Origin of the sequence: Micromonospora sp. NPDC053740 (assembly GCF_040677775.1) — a bacterium.
Taxonomy (GTDB): domain Bacteria; phylum Actinomycetota; class Actinomycetes; order Mycobacteriales; family Micromonosporaceae; genus Micromonospora; species Micromonospora alfalfae.
This window is the reverse complement of sequence record NZ_JBFASO010000013.1, coordinates 180,530-193,895: the sequence shown is the minus strand read 5'-3', so window position 1 is coordinate 193,895 and position 13,366 is coordinate 180,530. Positions and strand designations below refer to the sequence as shown.

The 13,366-nt window shown below is 70.4% G+C and carries 13 protein-coding genes; 10 read left to right on the top strand and 3 right to left on the bottom strand.

Annotated elements, in window-relative coordinates:
* Positions 1-131: 131 nt before the first annotated feature.
* Entirely contained in the window at positions 132-1,001 is an 870-nt protein-coding gene (folP, locus tag AB0K35_RS29750) for a dihydropteroate synthase (RefSeq protein WP_357364573.1), read from the top strand.
* 67 nt (positions 1,002-1,068) lie between these two features.
* Here folP and ndhC read toward each other — a convergent pair whose 3' ends face one another.
* On the bottom strand, positions 1,069-1,446 hold the full coding sequence (gene ndhC, locus AB0K35_RS29745; RefSeq protein WP_091394827.1) for an NADH-quinone oxidoreductase subunit A: 378 nt from the start codon (positions 1,444-1,446) through the stop codon (positions 1,069-1,071).
* 129 nt (positions 1,447-1,575) lie between these two features.
* Between ndhC and AB0K35_RS29740 the strand changes: the two genes are divergently transcribed.
* The 3 genes from AB0K35_RS29740 to AB0K35_RS29730 all read left to right on the top strand — a co-directional run bounded on the left by AB0K35_RS29740 (position 1,576) and on the right by AB0K35_RS29730 (position 6,212).
* On the top strand, positions 1,576-3,057 hold the full coding sequence (locus AB0K35_RS29740) for a hypothetical protein (RefSeq protein WP_363889620.1): 1,482 nt from the start codon (positions 1,576-1,578) through the stop codon (positions 3,055-3,057).
* Between the two features lie 280 nt (positions 3,058-3,337).
* Entirely contained in the window at positions 3,338-5,185 is a 1,848-nt protein-coding gene (locus AB0K35_RS29735) for a 2-oxoacid:acceptor oxidoreductase subunit alpha (protein ID WP_238671224.1), read from the top strand.
* Positions 5,178-6,212, top strand: coding sequence for a 2-oxoacid:ferredoxin oxidoreductase subunit beta (locus AB0K35_RS29730; RefSeq protein ID WP_238671225.1), 1,035 nt, complete (start codon positions 5,178-5,180; stop codon positions 6,210-6,212). The genes AB0K35_RS29735 and AB0K35_RS29730 overlap by 8 nt, the downstream gene beginning before the upstream one ends.
* A 69-nt stretch (positions 6,213-6,281) precedes the next feature.
* Here AB0K35_RS29730 and AB0K35_RS29725 read toward each other — a convergent pair whose 3' ends face one another.
* Positions 6,282-6,926, bottom strand: a complete 645-nt coding sequence (locus AB0K35_RS29725; RefSeq protein WP_238671226.1) for an NAD(P)H-dependent oxidoreductase — start codon at positions 6,924-6,926, stop codon at positions 6,282-6,284.
* Positions 6,927-7,008: 82 nt separating this feature from the next.
* On the opposite strand from AB0K35_RS29725, the gene AB0K35_RS29720 reads away from it, so the two are divergent.
* Positions 7,009-7,488: a MarR family winged helix-turn-helix transcriptional regulator gene (locus tag AB0K35_RS29720; protein WP_238671227.1), complete on the top strand. Its 480-nt coding sequence runs from the start codon at positions 7,009-7,011 to the stop codon at positions 7,486-7,488.
* A gap of 111 nt (positions 7,489-7,599) precedes the next feature.
* Here the strand turns inward: AB0K35_RS29720 and AB0K35_RS29715 are convergent, their stop codons facing one another.
* Positions 7,600-8,613 (bottom strand): potassium channel family protein, encoded by a 1,014-nt coding sequence (locus AB0K35_RS29715; protein WP_238671228.1) that lies wholly within the window; start codon positions 8,611-8,613, stop codon positions 7,600-7,602.
* A 421-nt stretch (positions 8,614-9,034) separates the two neighbouring features.
* Between AB0K35_RS29715 and AB0K35_RS29710 the strand changes: the two genes are divergently transcribed.
* From AB0K35_RS29710 to AB0K35_RS29690, 5 genes are all read left to right on the top strand, one after another.
* Entirely contained in the window at positions 9,035-9,532 is a 498-nt protein-coding gene (locus AB0K35_RS29710; protein WP_308193566.1) for a helix-turn-helix transcriptional regulator, read from the top strand.
* Positions 9,533-9,668: 136 nt separating this feature from the next.
* Entirely contained in the window at positions 9,669-10,268 is a 600-nt protein-coding gene (locus tag AB0K35_RS29705; protein ID WP_328651117.1) for an ATP-dependent Clp protease proteolytic subunit, read from the top strand.
* Positions 10,269-10,352: 84 nt separating this feature from the next.
* A complete protein-coding gene (locus tag AB0K35_RS29700; protein WP_363889611.1) occupies positions 10,353-11,669 on the top strand; it encodes a M23 family metallopeptidase in 1,317 nt (438 codons plus the stop codon).
* Between the two features lie 626 nt (positions 11,670-12,295).
* On the top strand, positions 12,296-12,424 hold the full coding sequence (locus AB0K35_RS29695) for a hypothetical protein (RefSeq protein ID WP_363889609.1): 129 nt from the start codon (positions 12,296-12,298) through the stop codon (positions 12,422-12,424).
* A gap of 518 nt (positions 12,425-12,942) precedes the next feature.
* Positions 12,943-13,212 (top strand): hypothetical protein, encoded by a 270-nt coding sequence (locus tag AB0K35_RS29690; protein WP_363889607.1) that lies wholly within the window; start codon positions 12,943-12,945, stop codon positions 13,210-13,212.
* Positions 13,213-13,366: the final 154 nt, after the last annotated feature.

Below are 13,366 nucleotides of genomic sequence, written 5' to 3'. Positions count from 1 at the left end.
CCGGGAGCGACCCCGCCACCCGCCTCGATCACGATCGGTGCCGACGCCCGCCCGGAATCGTGGACGGGCGACCGACTAGCGTCGGGACCGGCCGGCGCGGCGGCGACGGCGCGAACTTCCAGGAGGCGGGCATGGCCGGGGCGCTTCGGCTGGGTGGGCGCACGTTCGCCCCCGGCGAGCTGGTGGTGATGGCGATCATCAACCGCACGCCGGACTCGTTCTTCGACCGCGGGGCCACCTACGCCGCCGACAGCGCGTTGCGCGCCGTGGAGCGGGCGGTGGACGAGGGCGCGGCCATCATCGACATCGGCGGCGTCAAGGCCGGCCCCGGCGCGGACGTGGACGTCGCCGAGGAGATCCGGCGCACGGTGGACACCATCGCCGCCGTCCGAGCCGCGTTTCCCGAGGTGGTGATCTCCATCGACACCTGGCGCGCCGAGGTGGCGACGGAGGCCGTGGCGGCCGGGGCCGACCTCCTCAACGACACCTGGTCGGGCGTCGACCCGGCGTTGGTCCGGGTGGCCGCCCGGACCGGCGCCGGTCTGGTCTGTTCGCACGCCGGCGGACTGACGCCGCGGACCAGGCCGCACCGGGCCGCCTTCACCGACGTCGTCGCCGACGTGGTCGCGACGGTGACCGGGCTCGCCGAGCGCGCTGTAGCGGCAGGGGTACGCCCCGACGGCATCCTCATCGACCCGGCGCACGACTTCGGCAAGAACACCCGGCACTCGCTGGAGATCACCCGCCGACTGGACGAGCTGACCACTACCGGCTGGCCGGTGCTGGTGGCGCTCTCCAACAAGGACTTCATCGGTGAGACGTTGGGGCTACCGGTGGCCGAACGGCTGGAGGGGACGCTCGCCGCGACGGCCGTCTCGGCCTGGTTGGGTGCCCGGGTCTTCCGGGCCCACCAGGTCGGCCCGACCCGCCGGGTGCTGGACATGGTGGCCTCGATACGGGGCGACCGCCCGCCCACTGCCACCCGCCGGGGGCTCGCCTGACCGGTCGTCGCCGTAACCGCCAGCGAACGGGCGGTCGGACCGACACGATCGCCGGAGGCAGTGGCGCTCAGGTCCAGCGGAGGATGTTCCTACGCCAGGCGTAGAGGATTCCCAACGCGAGCACGGCCACGAACACCGCCATCTCCACCACCGTCACCAGACCGAAGCCCGGCCGGTCGAAGACCACCGCCCAAGGGAAGAGGAACACCGCCTCGACAGCGAACAGCACGTAGAGGTAGGCGTACACGTAGTAGCGGATCTGCATCTGCGCCCAGTCGGCACCGACCGGGTCGAGCCCGCACTCGTAACTGGCCCGCTTGCCCGGCGGGTCGGCTGGACGCGCCGGGCGTAACACCCGGTTGGCCGAGAACGCCGTAACGAAGAAGAGAACGCTGGCGAGCAGCAGGAGCCCGAGCGTCGCGTACGAGCCCAGGTATCCGTTCACAGTCGGCAGCCTACCGTCCACCCGGACGGGCCGTCCCAAACACGTTACGGATTTGTTTCCAGATGGGACTAGTGCACCGGGGCAACTGTTACCGAATATTGGACACCCACCCATGTCACCGGAGGACAGATGGCCCGCGTGAAGGCATCGCCCGGTAACCGGGCGGAGGGGCGACGTTCCACGCCCCTGCTGGCGACCGCGCTCGCGCTCGGCCTGCTCACGGCGCTCGCCGTGGGGCCGGCCTGGGCCAACGCGGCCGCACCGGACGCGGACCCGGTCGCGACGACTGCCGAGCCGGTCAACGAGCCGGGAGGCGAGGGGCCCCCGACCACACCGGCGGACGAGCCCACCCCCACCGAAGACCCGGGCGGTGAACCGGAGCCGACCGAACCGGCACCGGAGACCGCCGCGCCACCACCGGAGACGACGCCACCGGCGCCGGTGACCACCGCCCCGGAGGTCCCGCCGCCCGCGCCGACCACCAGCGCGCCCGCGCCGGGCGGCACCACCCGACCGCCCACCCCGGCTCCCCCGGTGCCACCGACGGCGCCTCCGGCCCCGCCCACACCGCCGGCGCCGACGGTCCGCCCGCCCGCCCCGGGGTCGGCGCCGCCGCCGCAGAGCCCGCTGGGCGTGCAGGTCACCACCGGCGACGTCACCCTCACCGAGGCGTACTGGAACACGGCGAGCACGGCCGCCACCCTCCAGGTCACAGTGCACAACACCGGCACCACGACGGAGCACATCCGACTCTCGTACACGCTGCCCTCCGGGCTGACCGACGCCGGCACGAAGGGTTGCGCCGCCGCCGGTGGTGGGACGTACCGATGCGGTGCCTGGACCGCCGGAGCGGGCGTCCGGTTCAGCACCGTGCTGCGGCTACGGGTCGCTGGCACAGCGTGGAAGCAGATGCCGCTCAGCGGCTCCGTCCAGGTCATTGCGGACGCGCCGGGAGCGGCCGGGGAGGCGACCGACGACCAGGGCTTCGCTGTGCTCTTCCCAGCAGGCCCGCCGGTGCCCGGGATCGCGCTCGCCGCCGACGAGGTGGCCTTCGACATCAGCGGCGGCCCGAGCACCCTCACGCTCCGGCTGGGCAACACCGGCGCGGTGGACGCCGCCGGCCGGGTCGAGGTCGCCCTGCCGGCCGGGGTGACAGTGCCGACCCCACCGCTCGGCTGCGTGGCTGTCGACCCGACGCGTACCCGCTGCGACGCCGGCCTGGTGCTGGCGGGCACTACCGCAGAGGTGCAGTTGCCGGTGGAGGCGACGCCGCAGGCGCAGCGGGAGGCGCCGCTGTCCGGGGCCGTGATCGGTCAACTCGATCCACGCAGCGGCCCGACCCGTCGGGTGCAGATGAGCTTCCGGATCACCTCGGCGGCCGCGCTGGCCACGCCCGTGGTCTCCCCGCCCGCGCCGACCGGCTCACAGGGCGTACTGCCCGCCGGTGCCACCACCGGAGACGGCGGGTTGACCTCGGTGCAGCGCACTGCGGTGATCCTGATCGCGGTCTCCACGCTGCTGGTGGTGCTGGCTCTCACGCTGGCCACGACCTCGCTGCGCCGCCGGCTCGGCGGCCCGCCGCCCGAGCCCACCCCCAACCCCGCCGACTGATCGACTGACGACCCCGGCCCCGCGCGGCCGGGGTCGTCGGCACGAGCCAGTGGTGATCTGAATTACGGCGGGCGGTGCGTAACCCCGCAAACACGGGCATTTCGCACCCCAATCCGGTCCCAGTCGGCGGACCTCCGGGGATGGTTAGGGCTCCCTTAGACGTAGGCTCTCAGGTGAGGAACGACAGCGGCCGGACCAGCCTGGGGCGGTGCGGTGAAGCGTTGCGTCAGGGAGGTTCCGTGGCCGGGCAAGCCCCGCAGTCGCGAACGAAGGTGGCACAGTGACCAAGCAGATCCGTCAACTCGACCGGGTGGTCATCCGGTTCGCCGGTGACTCCGGCGACGGCATGCAGCTGACCGGCGACCGGTTCACCTCGGAGACGGCGCAGCTCGGCAACGACATCTCCACACTGCCAAACTTTCCCGCCGAGATCCGGGCACCCGCCGGCACCCTGCCCGGCGTGTCGAGCTTCCAGGTGCACTTCGCCGACTACGACATCCTCACGCCGGGCGACGCGCCGAACGTGCTGGTGGCGATGAACCCAGCGGCGCTCAAGGCCAACCTGGCCGACCTGCCGCGCGGCGCGGACATCATCGTCAACACCGACGAGTTCACCAAGCGCAACCTCGCCAAGGTCGGTTACCAGACCAGCCCACTGGACGACGACTCGCTGGCCGGTTACGTGGTGCACCCGGTGGCGCTGACCTCGATGACTGTCGGTGCGCTCGCCGCCCACCAGGTGTCCAAGAAGGACGCTGAGCGGTCGAAGAACATGTTCGCGCTCGGCCTGCTCTCCTGGATGTACTCCCGGCCATACGAGTCGACGCTGCGCTTCCTGGAGCGCAAGTTCGCGGCCCGTCCGGAGCTTGTCGCCGCGAACGTCGCCGCCTTCAAGGCCGGTTGGAACTTCGGCGAGACCACCGAGGACTTCGCGGTCCGCTACGAGGTCAAGCCGGCCAAGATGAAGCCGGGCACGTACCGCAACATCACCGGCAACGCGGCGCTCTCACTGGGGTTGGTCGCCGCCGGGGTCCGCTCCGGGCTGCCGGTCTTCCTCGGCGCGTACCCGATCACGCCCGCGTCGGACATCCTGCACGAGCTGAGCAAGCACAAGCGCTTCGGCGTCATCACAGTGCAGGCCGAGGACGAGATCGCCGCCGTCGGCGCCGCGCTGGGGGCCTCCTACGGCGGGTCGCTCGGCGTGACGACCACCAGCGGCCCCGGCGTGGCGCTCAAGAGCGAGACGATCTCCCTAGCCGTGGCGCTGGAGCTGCCGCTGGTGATCGTGGACGTGCAACGCGCCGGCCCGTCGACCGGCATGCCGACCAAGACCGAGCAGGCCGACCTCAACATGGCGCTCTACGGTCGACACGGTGAGGCACCGGTCGCCGTGATCGCGCCCCGGTCACCGTCGGACTGCTTCTTCGCGGCGCTGGAGGCGGCCCGGATAGCGCTCACCTACCGCACCCCGGTGATCCTGCTGTCCGACAACTACGTCGCCAACGGCTCCGAGCCGTGGCTGCTGCCGGACGTGGAGTCGCTGCCCGACCTGCGGGTCGAGTTCGCCACCAAGCCCAACGGCGAGGACGGCACCACCTTCCTGCCCTACCTGCGCGACCCGGAGACCCTGGCCCGACCGTGGGCGATCCCCGGCACCGCTGGCCTGGAGCACCGGATCGGCGGTCTGGAAAAGGCCGACAAGACCGGTGACATCTCCTACGACCCGGCCAACCACGACTTCATGGTGCGCACCCGGGCCGCCCGGATCGAGACGATCCCGGTGCCGGACATCGAGGTGGAGGACCCCGACGGCGACGCCCGGGTCCTGGTCCTCGGCTGGGGCTCGACGTACGGGCCGATCGGCGCGGCGTGCCGCGGGGTCCGCCAGCGCGGCCTCTCCATCGCCCAGGCGCACCTGCGGCACCTGGCACCGATGCCGGCGAACCTCGGTGAGGTGCTCCGCTCGTACGACAAGGTGGTCATCCCGGAGATGAACCTGGGCCAACTGGCCCACGTCATCCGGGCCCGCTACCTGGTCGACGCGATCAGCTACAACCAGGTCCGCGGCCTTCCGTTCACGGCCACCGAGCTGGAGACGACGCTGGAAGAGGTGCTGAAGAATGTCTGAGCCCGTCGCCGTCAAGCTCACCGCGAAGGACTTCAAGTCCGACCAGGAGGTGCGCTGGTGCCCCGGCTGCGGTGACTACGCGATCCTGGCAGCCATCCAGCAGTTCATGCCGGAGCTGAACATCCCCCGGGAGCGCACCGTCTTCGTCTCCGGGATCGGCTGCTCGTCCCGCTTCCCGTACTACATGAACACGTACGGGATGCACTCGATCCACGGTCGGGCCCCGGCGATCGCGACCGGCCTGTCGGTGTCCCGGCCGGACCTGTCGGTCTGGGTGGTCACCGGTGACGGCGACGCGCTCTCCATCGGTGGCAACCATCTGATCCACGCGCTGCGGCGCAACGTCAACCTCAAGATCCTGCTGTTCAACAACCGGATCTACGGTCTGACCAAGGGCCAGTATTCACCGACGTCCGAGGTCGGCAAGATCACCAAGTCGACGCCGGCCGGCTCGGCGGACGCCCCGTTCAACCCGCTCTCGCTCGCCCTTGGCGCGGAGGCCAGTTTCGTGGGCCGCACCATCGACTCCGACCGCAAGCACCTCCAGTCGGTGCTGCGGGCCGCCGCGGAGCACGAGGGCTCGGCCTTCGTGGAGATCTACCAGAACTGCAACATCTTCAACGACGGGGCGTTCGAACAGCTCAAGGACCCGTCCACCCGGGACGACTACCTGATCCGGCTGGAGCACGGGCAGCCGATCACCTTCGGTGCCGACGGGCGGTTCTGCGTGGTGCACCCGCCGGGCGGCTTCGGCCTGGAGGTCCGGGACACCAGCTCGGTGCGCCCGGAGGAGATCGTCGTGCACGACGCGACGGTGACCGACCCGGCGTACGCCTTCGCACTGTCCCGGCTGCCCGGCCTGGATCTGCGCAACACCCCGATCGGGGTGTTCCGCTCGGTGGACCGACCGTCGTACGACAGCGTGGTGCAGGCTCAGCTCGCGGCCGCCAAGGCGACTGTCACCGAGACCCCCGAGCAGCAGCTCGCCGGCCTGCTGGGCAGCGGCGACACCTGGACCATCAGCTGACCCGTCCGCACTGACGAGAGCGGCCGTCCCCGATCGGGGGCGGCCGCTCTCGTCAGTGCCGGCGCTGTCTCAGCGCTGGGCGGTGGCCGGCGTCCAGAGGTTGTCGATCTCCTTCTCGGCCGCCGCGAGGCTCGCCTCATGCAGCGGGATCAGCTCGGCCATCGCCGGCACGGACGGGGCCAGGGTCAGCTCGGCGCTGATGAAGCGCGGCTGCATGCCGGTCATCGACAGGCCGTGCGGGAGCCACGGTTCGGCGTGGTCCCAGCCGTAGCGCGGGGTGCCCTCGCCGTAGCCGCCACCCCGGGTGGCCAGCACCACGAACTCGCGTCCGCCGAGCAGGCCCTCCTGCGACGTCGGGTCGTACGCCAGGCCGGGAACGATCAGGTGGTCGACCCAGGACTTGACGCTGCTCGGCGCGCCGAAGTTGTAAAGCGGCAGTCCGAGCAGCACCACGTCGGCCTGCTTCACCTCGTCGACCAACCGCTCGCTGAGCTCCCAGGATTCGCGCTGGGCGGGCGTGTGCTGGTCCGGTGGCGTCATCCGGGCGAGGCCGCCCTCCGAATCCAGGTGCGGCAGCGGCTCGGCGCCCAGGTCCCGGTAGGCCACAGTGCCGTCCGGGTGCGCCGCACGCCATGCGTCGACAGCGCGGGCGGTGAGCCGCCGGCTGATCGACCAGTCACCGCGGATGCTCGAGTCGATATGCAGCAGATGCATTATTCCCCCTCCAGGAATCGTCTGTGAAGCACCAACTATTTATAGCAGGCCGATGTTCCGCTGAGTCGGTAGACTGGGTCACATGTCCGCCCAGCCGCTCGACTCCTCCGAGCACCGTTCGGGCGCACTCCTGGACCACCTGGCCCGGCGGATGCGGCTGCGGTCGGAATCGGTGCTGGCGCCGCTGGGGCTACGCCCCCGGCACCTGGTCGCGCTCACAGTGCTGCGCGCCGGAGGCGGCACCGGTCAACAGGCGCTCGCCACCATCCTGGAAATGGACAGCACCAACATCGTCGGGCTGCTCAACGACCTGGAGGCCGAGCAGTTGATCGAGCGTCGGCGCTCCCCCGAGGACCGCCGCCGACACGTCGTCGAACTCACCGAAGACGGTGCGAAACGCCTCAGCGAGGCGGAATGCGCCCTGGCCAGCGCCGAGAACGAGGTGCTGGGAGCGCTGACTCCCACCGAGCGGGAGACGCTCTACGAGCTGCTCAGCCGAGCCTCCACCGGCACAACGGTCAACTGCACCGAGGCGATCTGCGTCGCCGACGACACCTGCTGACGCCGCGTCACCACAGCGGCGGAGCCGGCACACCGGCCGACAGCGGCGCGGTCAGCACGCCACCCACCGAGGGGCCGAGCCGTCACGCCGGGACACCGGAAGGCAGGACGATCAGGCGGTGGTGGCCGACTGGGGGCGGTCGTCGCGGACGTGCACCAGCATGTCGCCGGTCTCGATCACCGCGCCGGCCCGGTCGGCCAGGGTGACCACCTTGCCCCGCCGCACCAGGGCGATCACCAACGACTCCAGCTCGCGCGGCGAGCGACCCACCTCGTCCCGCTCGGCGGAACGCATCGCCAGCGCCATGCCCTGGCCGGGGGTGAGCAGGTCCTCCACCACGTCGATCAGCGGCGGCGCCGAGGTGGACAGGCCGAGCAGCCGGCCCGCCGTGGCCGAGGAGACGATCACATGGTGCGCGCCACTCTGCTTGAGCAGCGGGGCGTTCTCCGCCTCCCGCGCCGCCGCGATGATGCGGACCTGTCCCGCGGTGAGCTGCCGCACCGTCAGCGCGACCAGCACCGACGCGTCGTCACTGTCGGTCGCGATGATCACGGCCTTCGCGTTCTTGACGTGCGCCTCGTTCAGCACCGACGACCGGGTCGCCGAGCCCTCGATCGCCACCAGCCCAGCGGAGGTGGCCTGCCGCAGGGCGGCGGCACTGCGCTCCACCACCACGATCCGCGAGCGGTCCAGACCGTTCTCCATCAGGGCGGACACAGCGCTGCGCCCCTTGGTGCCGTAGCCGCAGATGATGACGTGGTCCTTCACGGCTCTCCTCCACCGCGACAGGCGACGGCCGGTCCGGTACTGCTCGGTCAGAACTTCCAGTGTGGTGCCGACCAGGATGATAAGGAAGATCACTCGGGCCGGGGTGATGAAGAGGACGTTGACCAGCCGGGCCGACGGGGCGGACGGGGTGATGTCCCCGTAGCCGGTGGTCGAGAGCGACACGACAGCGTAGTAGAAGCAGTCGAGCAGGGTGAGGCCGTCCTCGTTGACGTCGCGGTAGCCGTCCCGGCCCAGATAGACAGCGGCGACCACGGCGAAGACCAGGCCCAGGGCGGCGGCGAGCCGAAGGCTCAGCGCGCTCAGTGGGCCCCGGCGCTGTGCGGGAAAATGGATCACCGTCGAACCTGCTCGCCCACCGTCGCCTGCACGCCCACAACATAGCGGGTGCACCGCCGACCGCACGTCCGGGTCGCGGCGGACAACCGGCGGCGCGCGCGTGGCTGGCATGGTCAACTCGGGTTTCAGGAAGTGGGCCGCTCAAGCGGCGTGGGATACCGCGACTTCCGGAAACCCGAGTTGATCAAAGCAGGCGCCCGCGCCCAGTCGGGCACGCCCTGCTCCCCGCCGGTAGCACCGGGGCGCTGCTCCCGACGGTCACGCTGGTGCACCAACCGGCCGCCTGGCACACCCACCCGTACCGGTGAGAGCCCCGGGCCCGCGCCGTCGCAGCGGCGCGGGCCCGGACGGGTCGGTCCGGACAGCCGAGGACGGGCATGATGGGGGGGTTCCCGACGACGACCGCGAAAGTGAGGCCCGCATGTCGTTACTGCGACGGGTGATCGGCGGGGTGCTGCGCCGCCACCGCCAGCGTCAGGGCCGCACGCTGCGCGAGGTGGCCGCGTCAGCCGACGTCTCGGTGCCCTACCTCTCGGAGGTCGAGCGGGGTCGGAAGGAGGCCTCGTCGGAGGTGCTGGCGGCGATCTGCCGAGCGCTCGGCATCAGCCTCGCCGACCTGCTCGGCGAGGCCCGCGACGACATGCGGCGGGTCGAGCCCCGCCTCCCGGCCGCGCCGCGCGCCGCGCTTACCCACCTGGAGCGGGTCGATGCGACCCGACGGGAGATCGGCAACGCCACCCTGCTGGTGGGACCACGTGTCGGCGGGTTCGTCCTGCACCGCGGGCCGGTCGCGAGCGAGCCGACCCTCAGCGTCGTCGAAAGAGCCTCCGCTGGTGGCTCGCGCCCCGGTCCGCGTACCGCAGCCCTTGCTGACAGCGCAGAAAGCCGGCTGGGCCTGCGGCGGCTGACCGCCGCGTAGGCCGCGCGGGTTCTGCCGTCGGCGGATCTGCCGGCGGCAGAATCACTGGGCCACCGCCGCCGTCGCCCGCACGCTGGAGGGGCCGGTAAACCGGGCGGTCCCCACCACCCGCCGGCACGGCGGAAGGCGACGACACATGATCGGGTACAACGTGCGAATGCTGGAGGGCGGGCAGCCGTCCTTCGGTGATCACGTGTTCGAGCGGCTGCTGCGGGAACGGATCGTCTTCCTCGGCACCGAGGTGACTGAGGAGTCGGCCAACCAGATCTGCGCGCAGATCCTGCTGCTCGCCGCCGAAGACGACAACCGGGACATCTACCTCTACATCAACTCGCCGGGCGGTTCGGTGAGCGCGGGAATGGCCGTCTACGACACGATGCGCTACGTCCGCAACGACGTGGCGACACTGGCGCTCGGGTTCGCCGGCTCGATGGGGCAGTTCCTGCTCTGCGCGGGTGCGGCCGGCAAGCGGTACGCGCTGCCGCACTCGCGGATCATGATGCACCAGCCGTCCGGCGGGATGGGTGGCACCGCTGCCGACATCACCATCCAGGCGGAGAACATGCTGCACGTGAAGCGGACGATGCAGGAGCTGATCGCCCAGCACAGTGGACGGACCCTCGACGAGATCCAGCGGGACTGGGACCGGGACCGTTGGTTCACCGCCGAGCAGGCCCGGGAGTACGGCCTCATCGACCAGGTGGTCACCCGAGCCGAACAGCTGCCGACGCTCTGATCAACGTCCGGTGGCCGCGGTACCGCCAGACCACCCCACCCATTAGCCTCCATGGATATCCTGGCGGGCGCAGAAGGAGTGGGAATGACGGACGGTCACGAAGGCAGCTGCTGCGGCGACGACACGACCACCTCCGCAGTGAGTCGCCGCACGATGTTGCGCGCGGCGGTGCTGGGTGCGGGTGCCATCAGCACCGGTGGCCTGCTGGTTCCCGAGGCCGCTCAGGCCGCGCCGTCGATCTACAACCCGTTCAGCGGCTACCCGATCACCGACACCTGGGAGGGTCACCTCGGCCGCGGGTCACTCGGCGGCATCGACTTCGGGATGGGGGTGGGCACGGCGTTGCCGGCCTGCGGCGCCGGCACCATCCAGAACACCCCCAACAACGGCACGGGCGGGCACACCGTCACGATCCAGCACGCGGACGGGTACCGCAGCCAGTACCTGCACCTGTCGCAGTTCGTGCTCGGCAACGGCGCCAGCGTGGGCGCGGGCACGATCGTGGGCCGATCCGGCGGCGCGGCCGGCGCACCCGGCTCGGGCAGCTCGACGGGCCCGCACCTGCACTGGCACATGATCGACCCGTCCGGCACCCGGATCAACCCGCTGCTCTTCATCCAGCAGAACCCTGCCGACCAGCCCCGTCAGGTGTTCGAGGCGGCCAGCAACGCCGGCTGGCGCGCCCTACCGGTCTCCGGCAGCGCGGGCGCGGTGACCGGCACGGCGACGACAGCTGTCACCCTCGGATCCACGAAGATCCTCTACACCCTCAACGGCGGCCGGATCCACGAGGCCGCCAGCAACGCCGGCTGGGCCAACCTGTGGACCGGCATCCACGGCGCACAGGGCACCGCACTGGCCGCGCTCAACCTCAACGGGGTGAAGCACATCTACAACGTCGTCGACGGGTACGTGCACGAGGCCGCCAGCAACAACGGCTGGCGCAACCTCAACACCGGCATCGGCGGCGCTGGCTCGTCCTCGATCTCGGTGATCGCGCTGAACGGCGTCAAGTACGTCTACAGCATCGTCGGTGGCTACGTACACGAGGCGCACAGCGCCAACGCCTGGCGGAACCTGAACACGGGCATCCCGGCCTCGGCGGTAGCGGCGATCACAGTGGGCAGCACGAAGATCCTCTACACCCTGAACGGCGGCCGAGTCTACGAGGCCGCCAGCAACGCCGGCTGGGCCAACCTGTGGACCGGCATCCACGGCGCACAGGGCACCGCACTGGCCGCGCTCAACCTCAACGGGGTGAAGCACATCTACAACGTCGTCGACGGGTACGTGCACGAGGCCGCCAGCAACAACAGTTGGCGCAACCTCAACAGCGGGGTCCGCGGCACTCGGGCCGCCGTTCTGGGGCTGGACGGAATCAAGCTCATCTACGCCGTCTGACTGGCCCGCTGATCTTCGAGGTGCCCCCGGCAGGATTCGAACCTGCGACACACGGTTTAGGAAAGGAGTACGGGCCGAGTCGCCTTCGGGCCTCTGACCTGCCCCGACTGGCTCGGCCGCAGCCATCGTCGCCAAGATCGATCCGTGAATAGTCCGCGCCGCAGGAGACGGGGTCCAGGCTTCTGCGTGAAGGAATGGGAGTCGCAGCAAGCATGCGGGGGCGAGCCGCGATGTCGGGCAGCGCCGAGAGTATGCCCGAGTGGCCTACCGCTGAGTACGTTCCGGTGGCGGAGCCGGCGCGTCGCCAGGGTGTCCGCCCGGTCGCCTCCGTCGACAACCTCGCACGGCCGGACCCGTTCGAGTCCGACGACGAGCTGGACGCCTCTCTCGCCGACCTGTACGCCTCCCGGCAGGCCCGGCGCCGCGTGAGCCTGGTAGTCCAGACACCGTTGTCGCGCGGCATCCAGCGCTTGCGTCGGGCACTTACCATGGACGTCGTGCCGAGATCGAGCAAGAGGCGGTGGGCCCCTGGCTGGGGTGTAATCGCCGTCGTCGTCGGCACCTCCGCATCGGAGGTAGCTAAAATCGCAGCCGGACTAACCGCTTCGCCCACTCCGACTCAGATAGTGTTCACAACCTTGGTTGCCATCCTTGCTGGCGTTATCGCCGCTGGCGCGGCTAAGGGCGACCTTTTAAAAAAATCCGCTCGATTTTCAAGCCATCTTGAAAAAACCGCCGCTGAAAACCTGGGTTGACAGTAGTCGCGGCAGCCAGGAACCCTGCGTCGCCAATGACCGCACCGTCAGTTTGGAAGATCGTTTTCGGCTGACCTGATCTGTCCGGAACGCCTGGTCAGCGGCAGTGCCGTGGTGCCCGATCATGACCGCTGCTGACCGCCTGGGACACCGGCTACTGGCACGTGGCTGGCACGGCGGCACGTGGGGCGTCCGGCGCGTGCGGCTTACCGCCCCCGGCCTCTCGGGTCGGGGGCGGCTTGCCGTGCCGCCGGCTTGCCGCGAGTCCGGAGCCGGGTAACCGATGGCAAGCCGCGGAGCGGCGCGGCAGCCGATCGCCCCGGCCCCGACGGCGGCCGACCACCGTCGCGATCGTCAGGGCTTGTGGGTGCATCAGCCCGAGCAGCGCGGATCGCCCTCCCGGCCCTCGACGGCAGTACCGTCTTACCGTGGATCGAGACCGCCTCATGTCGCTACTCGACACTTCAGACGAAGCTCCAGTTGCCTGCCGTGCTGCGCTCCGGCAAGGGGCGCCTTTCGTGATCGACAGCGACCCCTTGCCAGCGAGCCACATGGTCAGCATCTATCGCAGGCAGGAGAGGCACATCAAAGCCAGAGGGGTTCCCTCCCTTGGCTTCGCTGAGGCCGTCCAAGCCCTGACAGATGCAGGCAACCTGCTGTTACGTCTCGGGTCGGTGACGGCCGCCGATCCGCCCTACAACTTCCAGATCTTCCTCTCGGCAGACGCGTCGACCGTTGTCGCGTGCCTCGGCGTCGACCAGGAGCACCGCATGACCGATCGCGAATAGTCCCGCTTCAGAGCGGCTGGGTGTGCCGGCCGATGCCGGCCGGAGGCCGCCAGCAGGCCGAGCGCGCACGGCCGCTGCGCCGCGCTTGCGCGGCGCCTTGATCCTAAAGAGACTGTTTCGGCAACGTCGGGCGTAGACACGGACGTAGACCATG

What these genes read in the sequence shown, in the direction of transcription:
- folP (WP_357364573.1), top strand. Translation starts at nt 132, where the DNA reads ATGGCCGGGGCGCTTCGGCTGGGTGGGCGCACGTTCGCCCCCGGCGAG.
- AB0K35_RS29740 (WP_363889620.1), top strand. Translation starts at nt 1,576, where the DNA reads ATGGCCCGCGTGAAGGCATCGCCCGGTAACCGGGCGGAGGGGCGACGT.
- AB0K35_RS29730 (WP_238671225.1), top strand. Translation starts at nt 5,178, where the DNA reads ATGTCTGAGCCCGTCGCCGTCAAGCTCACCGCGAAGGACTTCAAGTCC.
- AB0K35_RS29725 (WP_238671226.1), bottom strand. Translation starts at nt 6,926, where the DNA reads ATGCATCTGCTGCATATCGACTCGAGCATCCGCGGTGACTGGTCGATC.
- AB0K35_RS29720 (WP_238671227.1), top strand. Translation starts at nt 7,009, where the DNA reads ATGTCCGCCCAGCCGCTCGACTCCTCCGAGCACCGTTCGGGCGCACTC.
- AB0K35_RS29710 (WP_308193566.1), top strand. Translation starts at nt 9,035, where the DNA reads ATGTCGTTACTGCGACGGGTGATCGGCGGGGTGCTGCGCCGCCACCGC.
- AB0K35_RS29705 (WP_328651117.1), top strand. Translation starts at nt 9,669, where the DNA reads ATGATCGGGTACAACGTGCGAATGCTGGAGGGCGGGCAGCCGTCCTTC.
- AB0K35_RS29700 (WP_363889611.1), top strand. Translation starts at nt 10,353, where the DNA reads ATGACGGACGGTCACGAAGGCAGCTGCTGCGGCGACGACACGACCACC.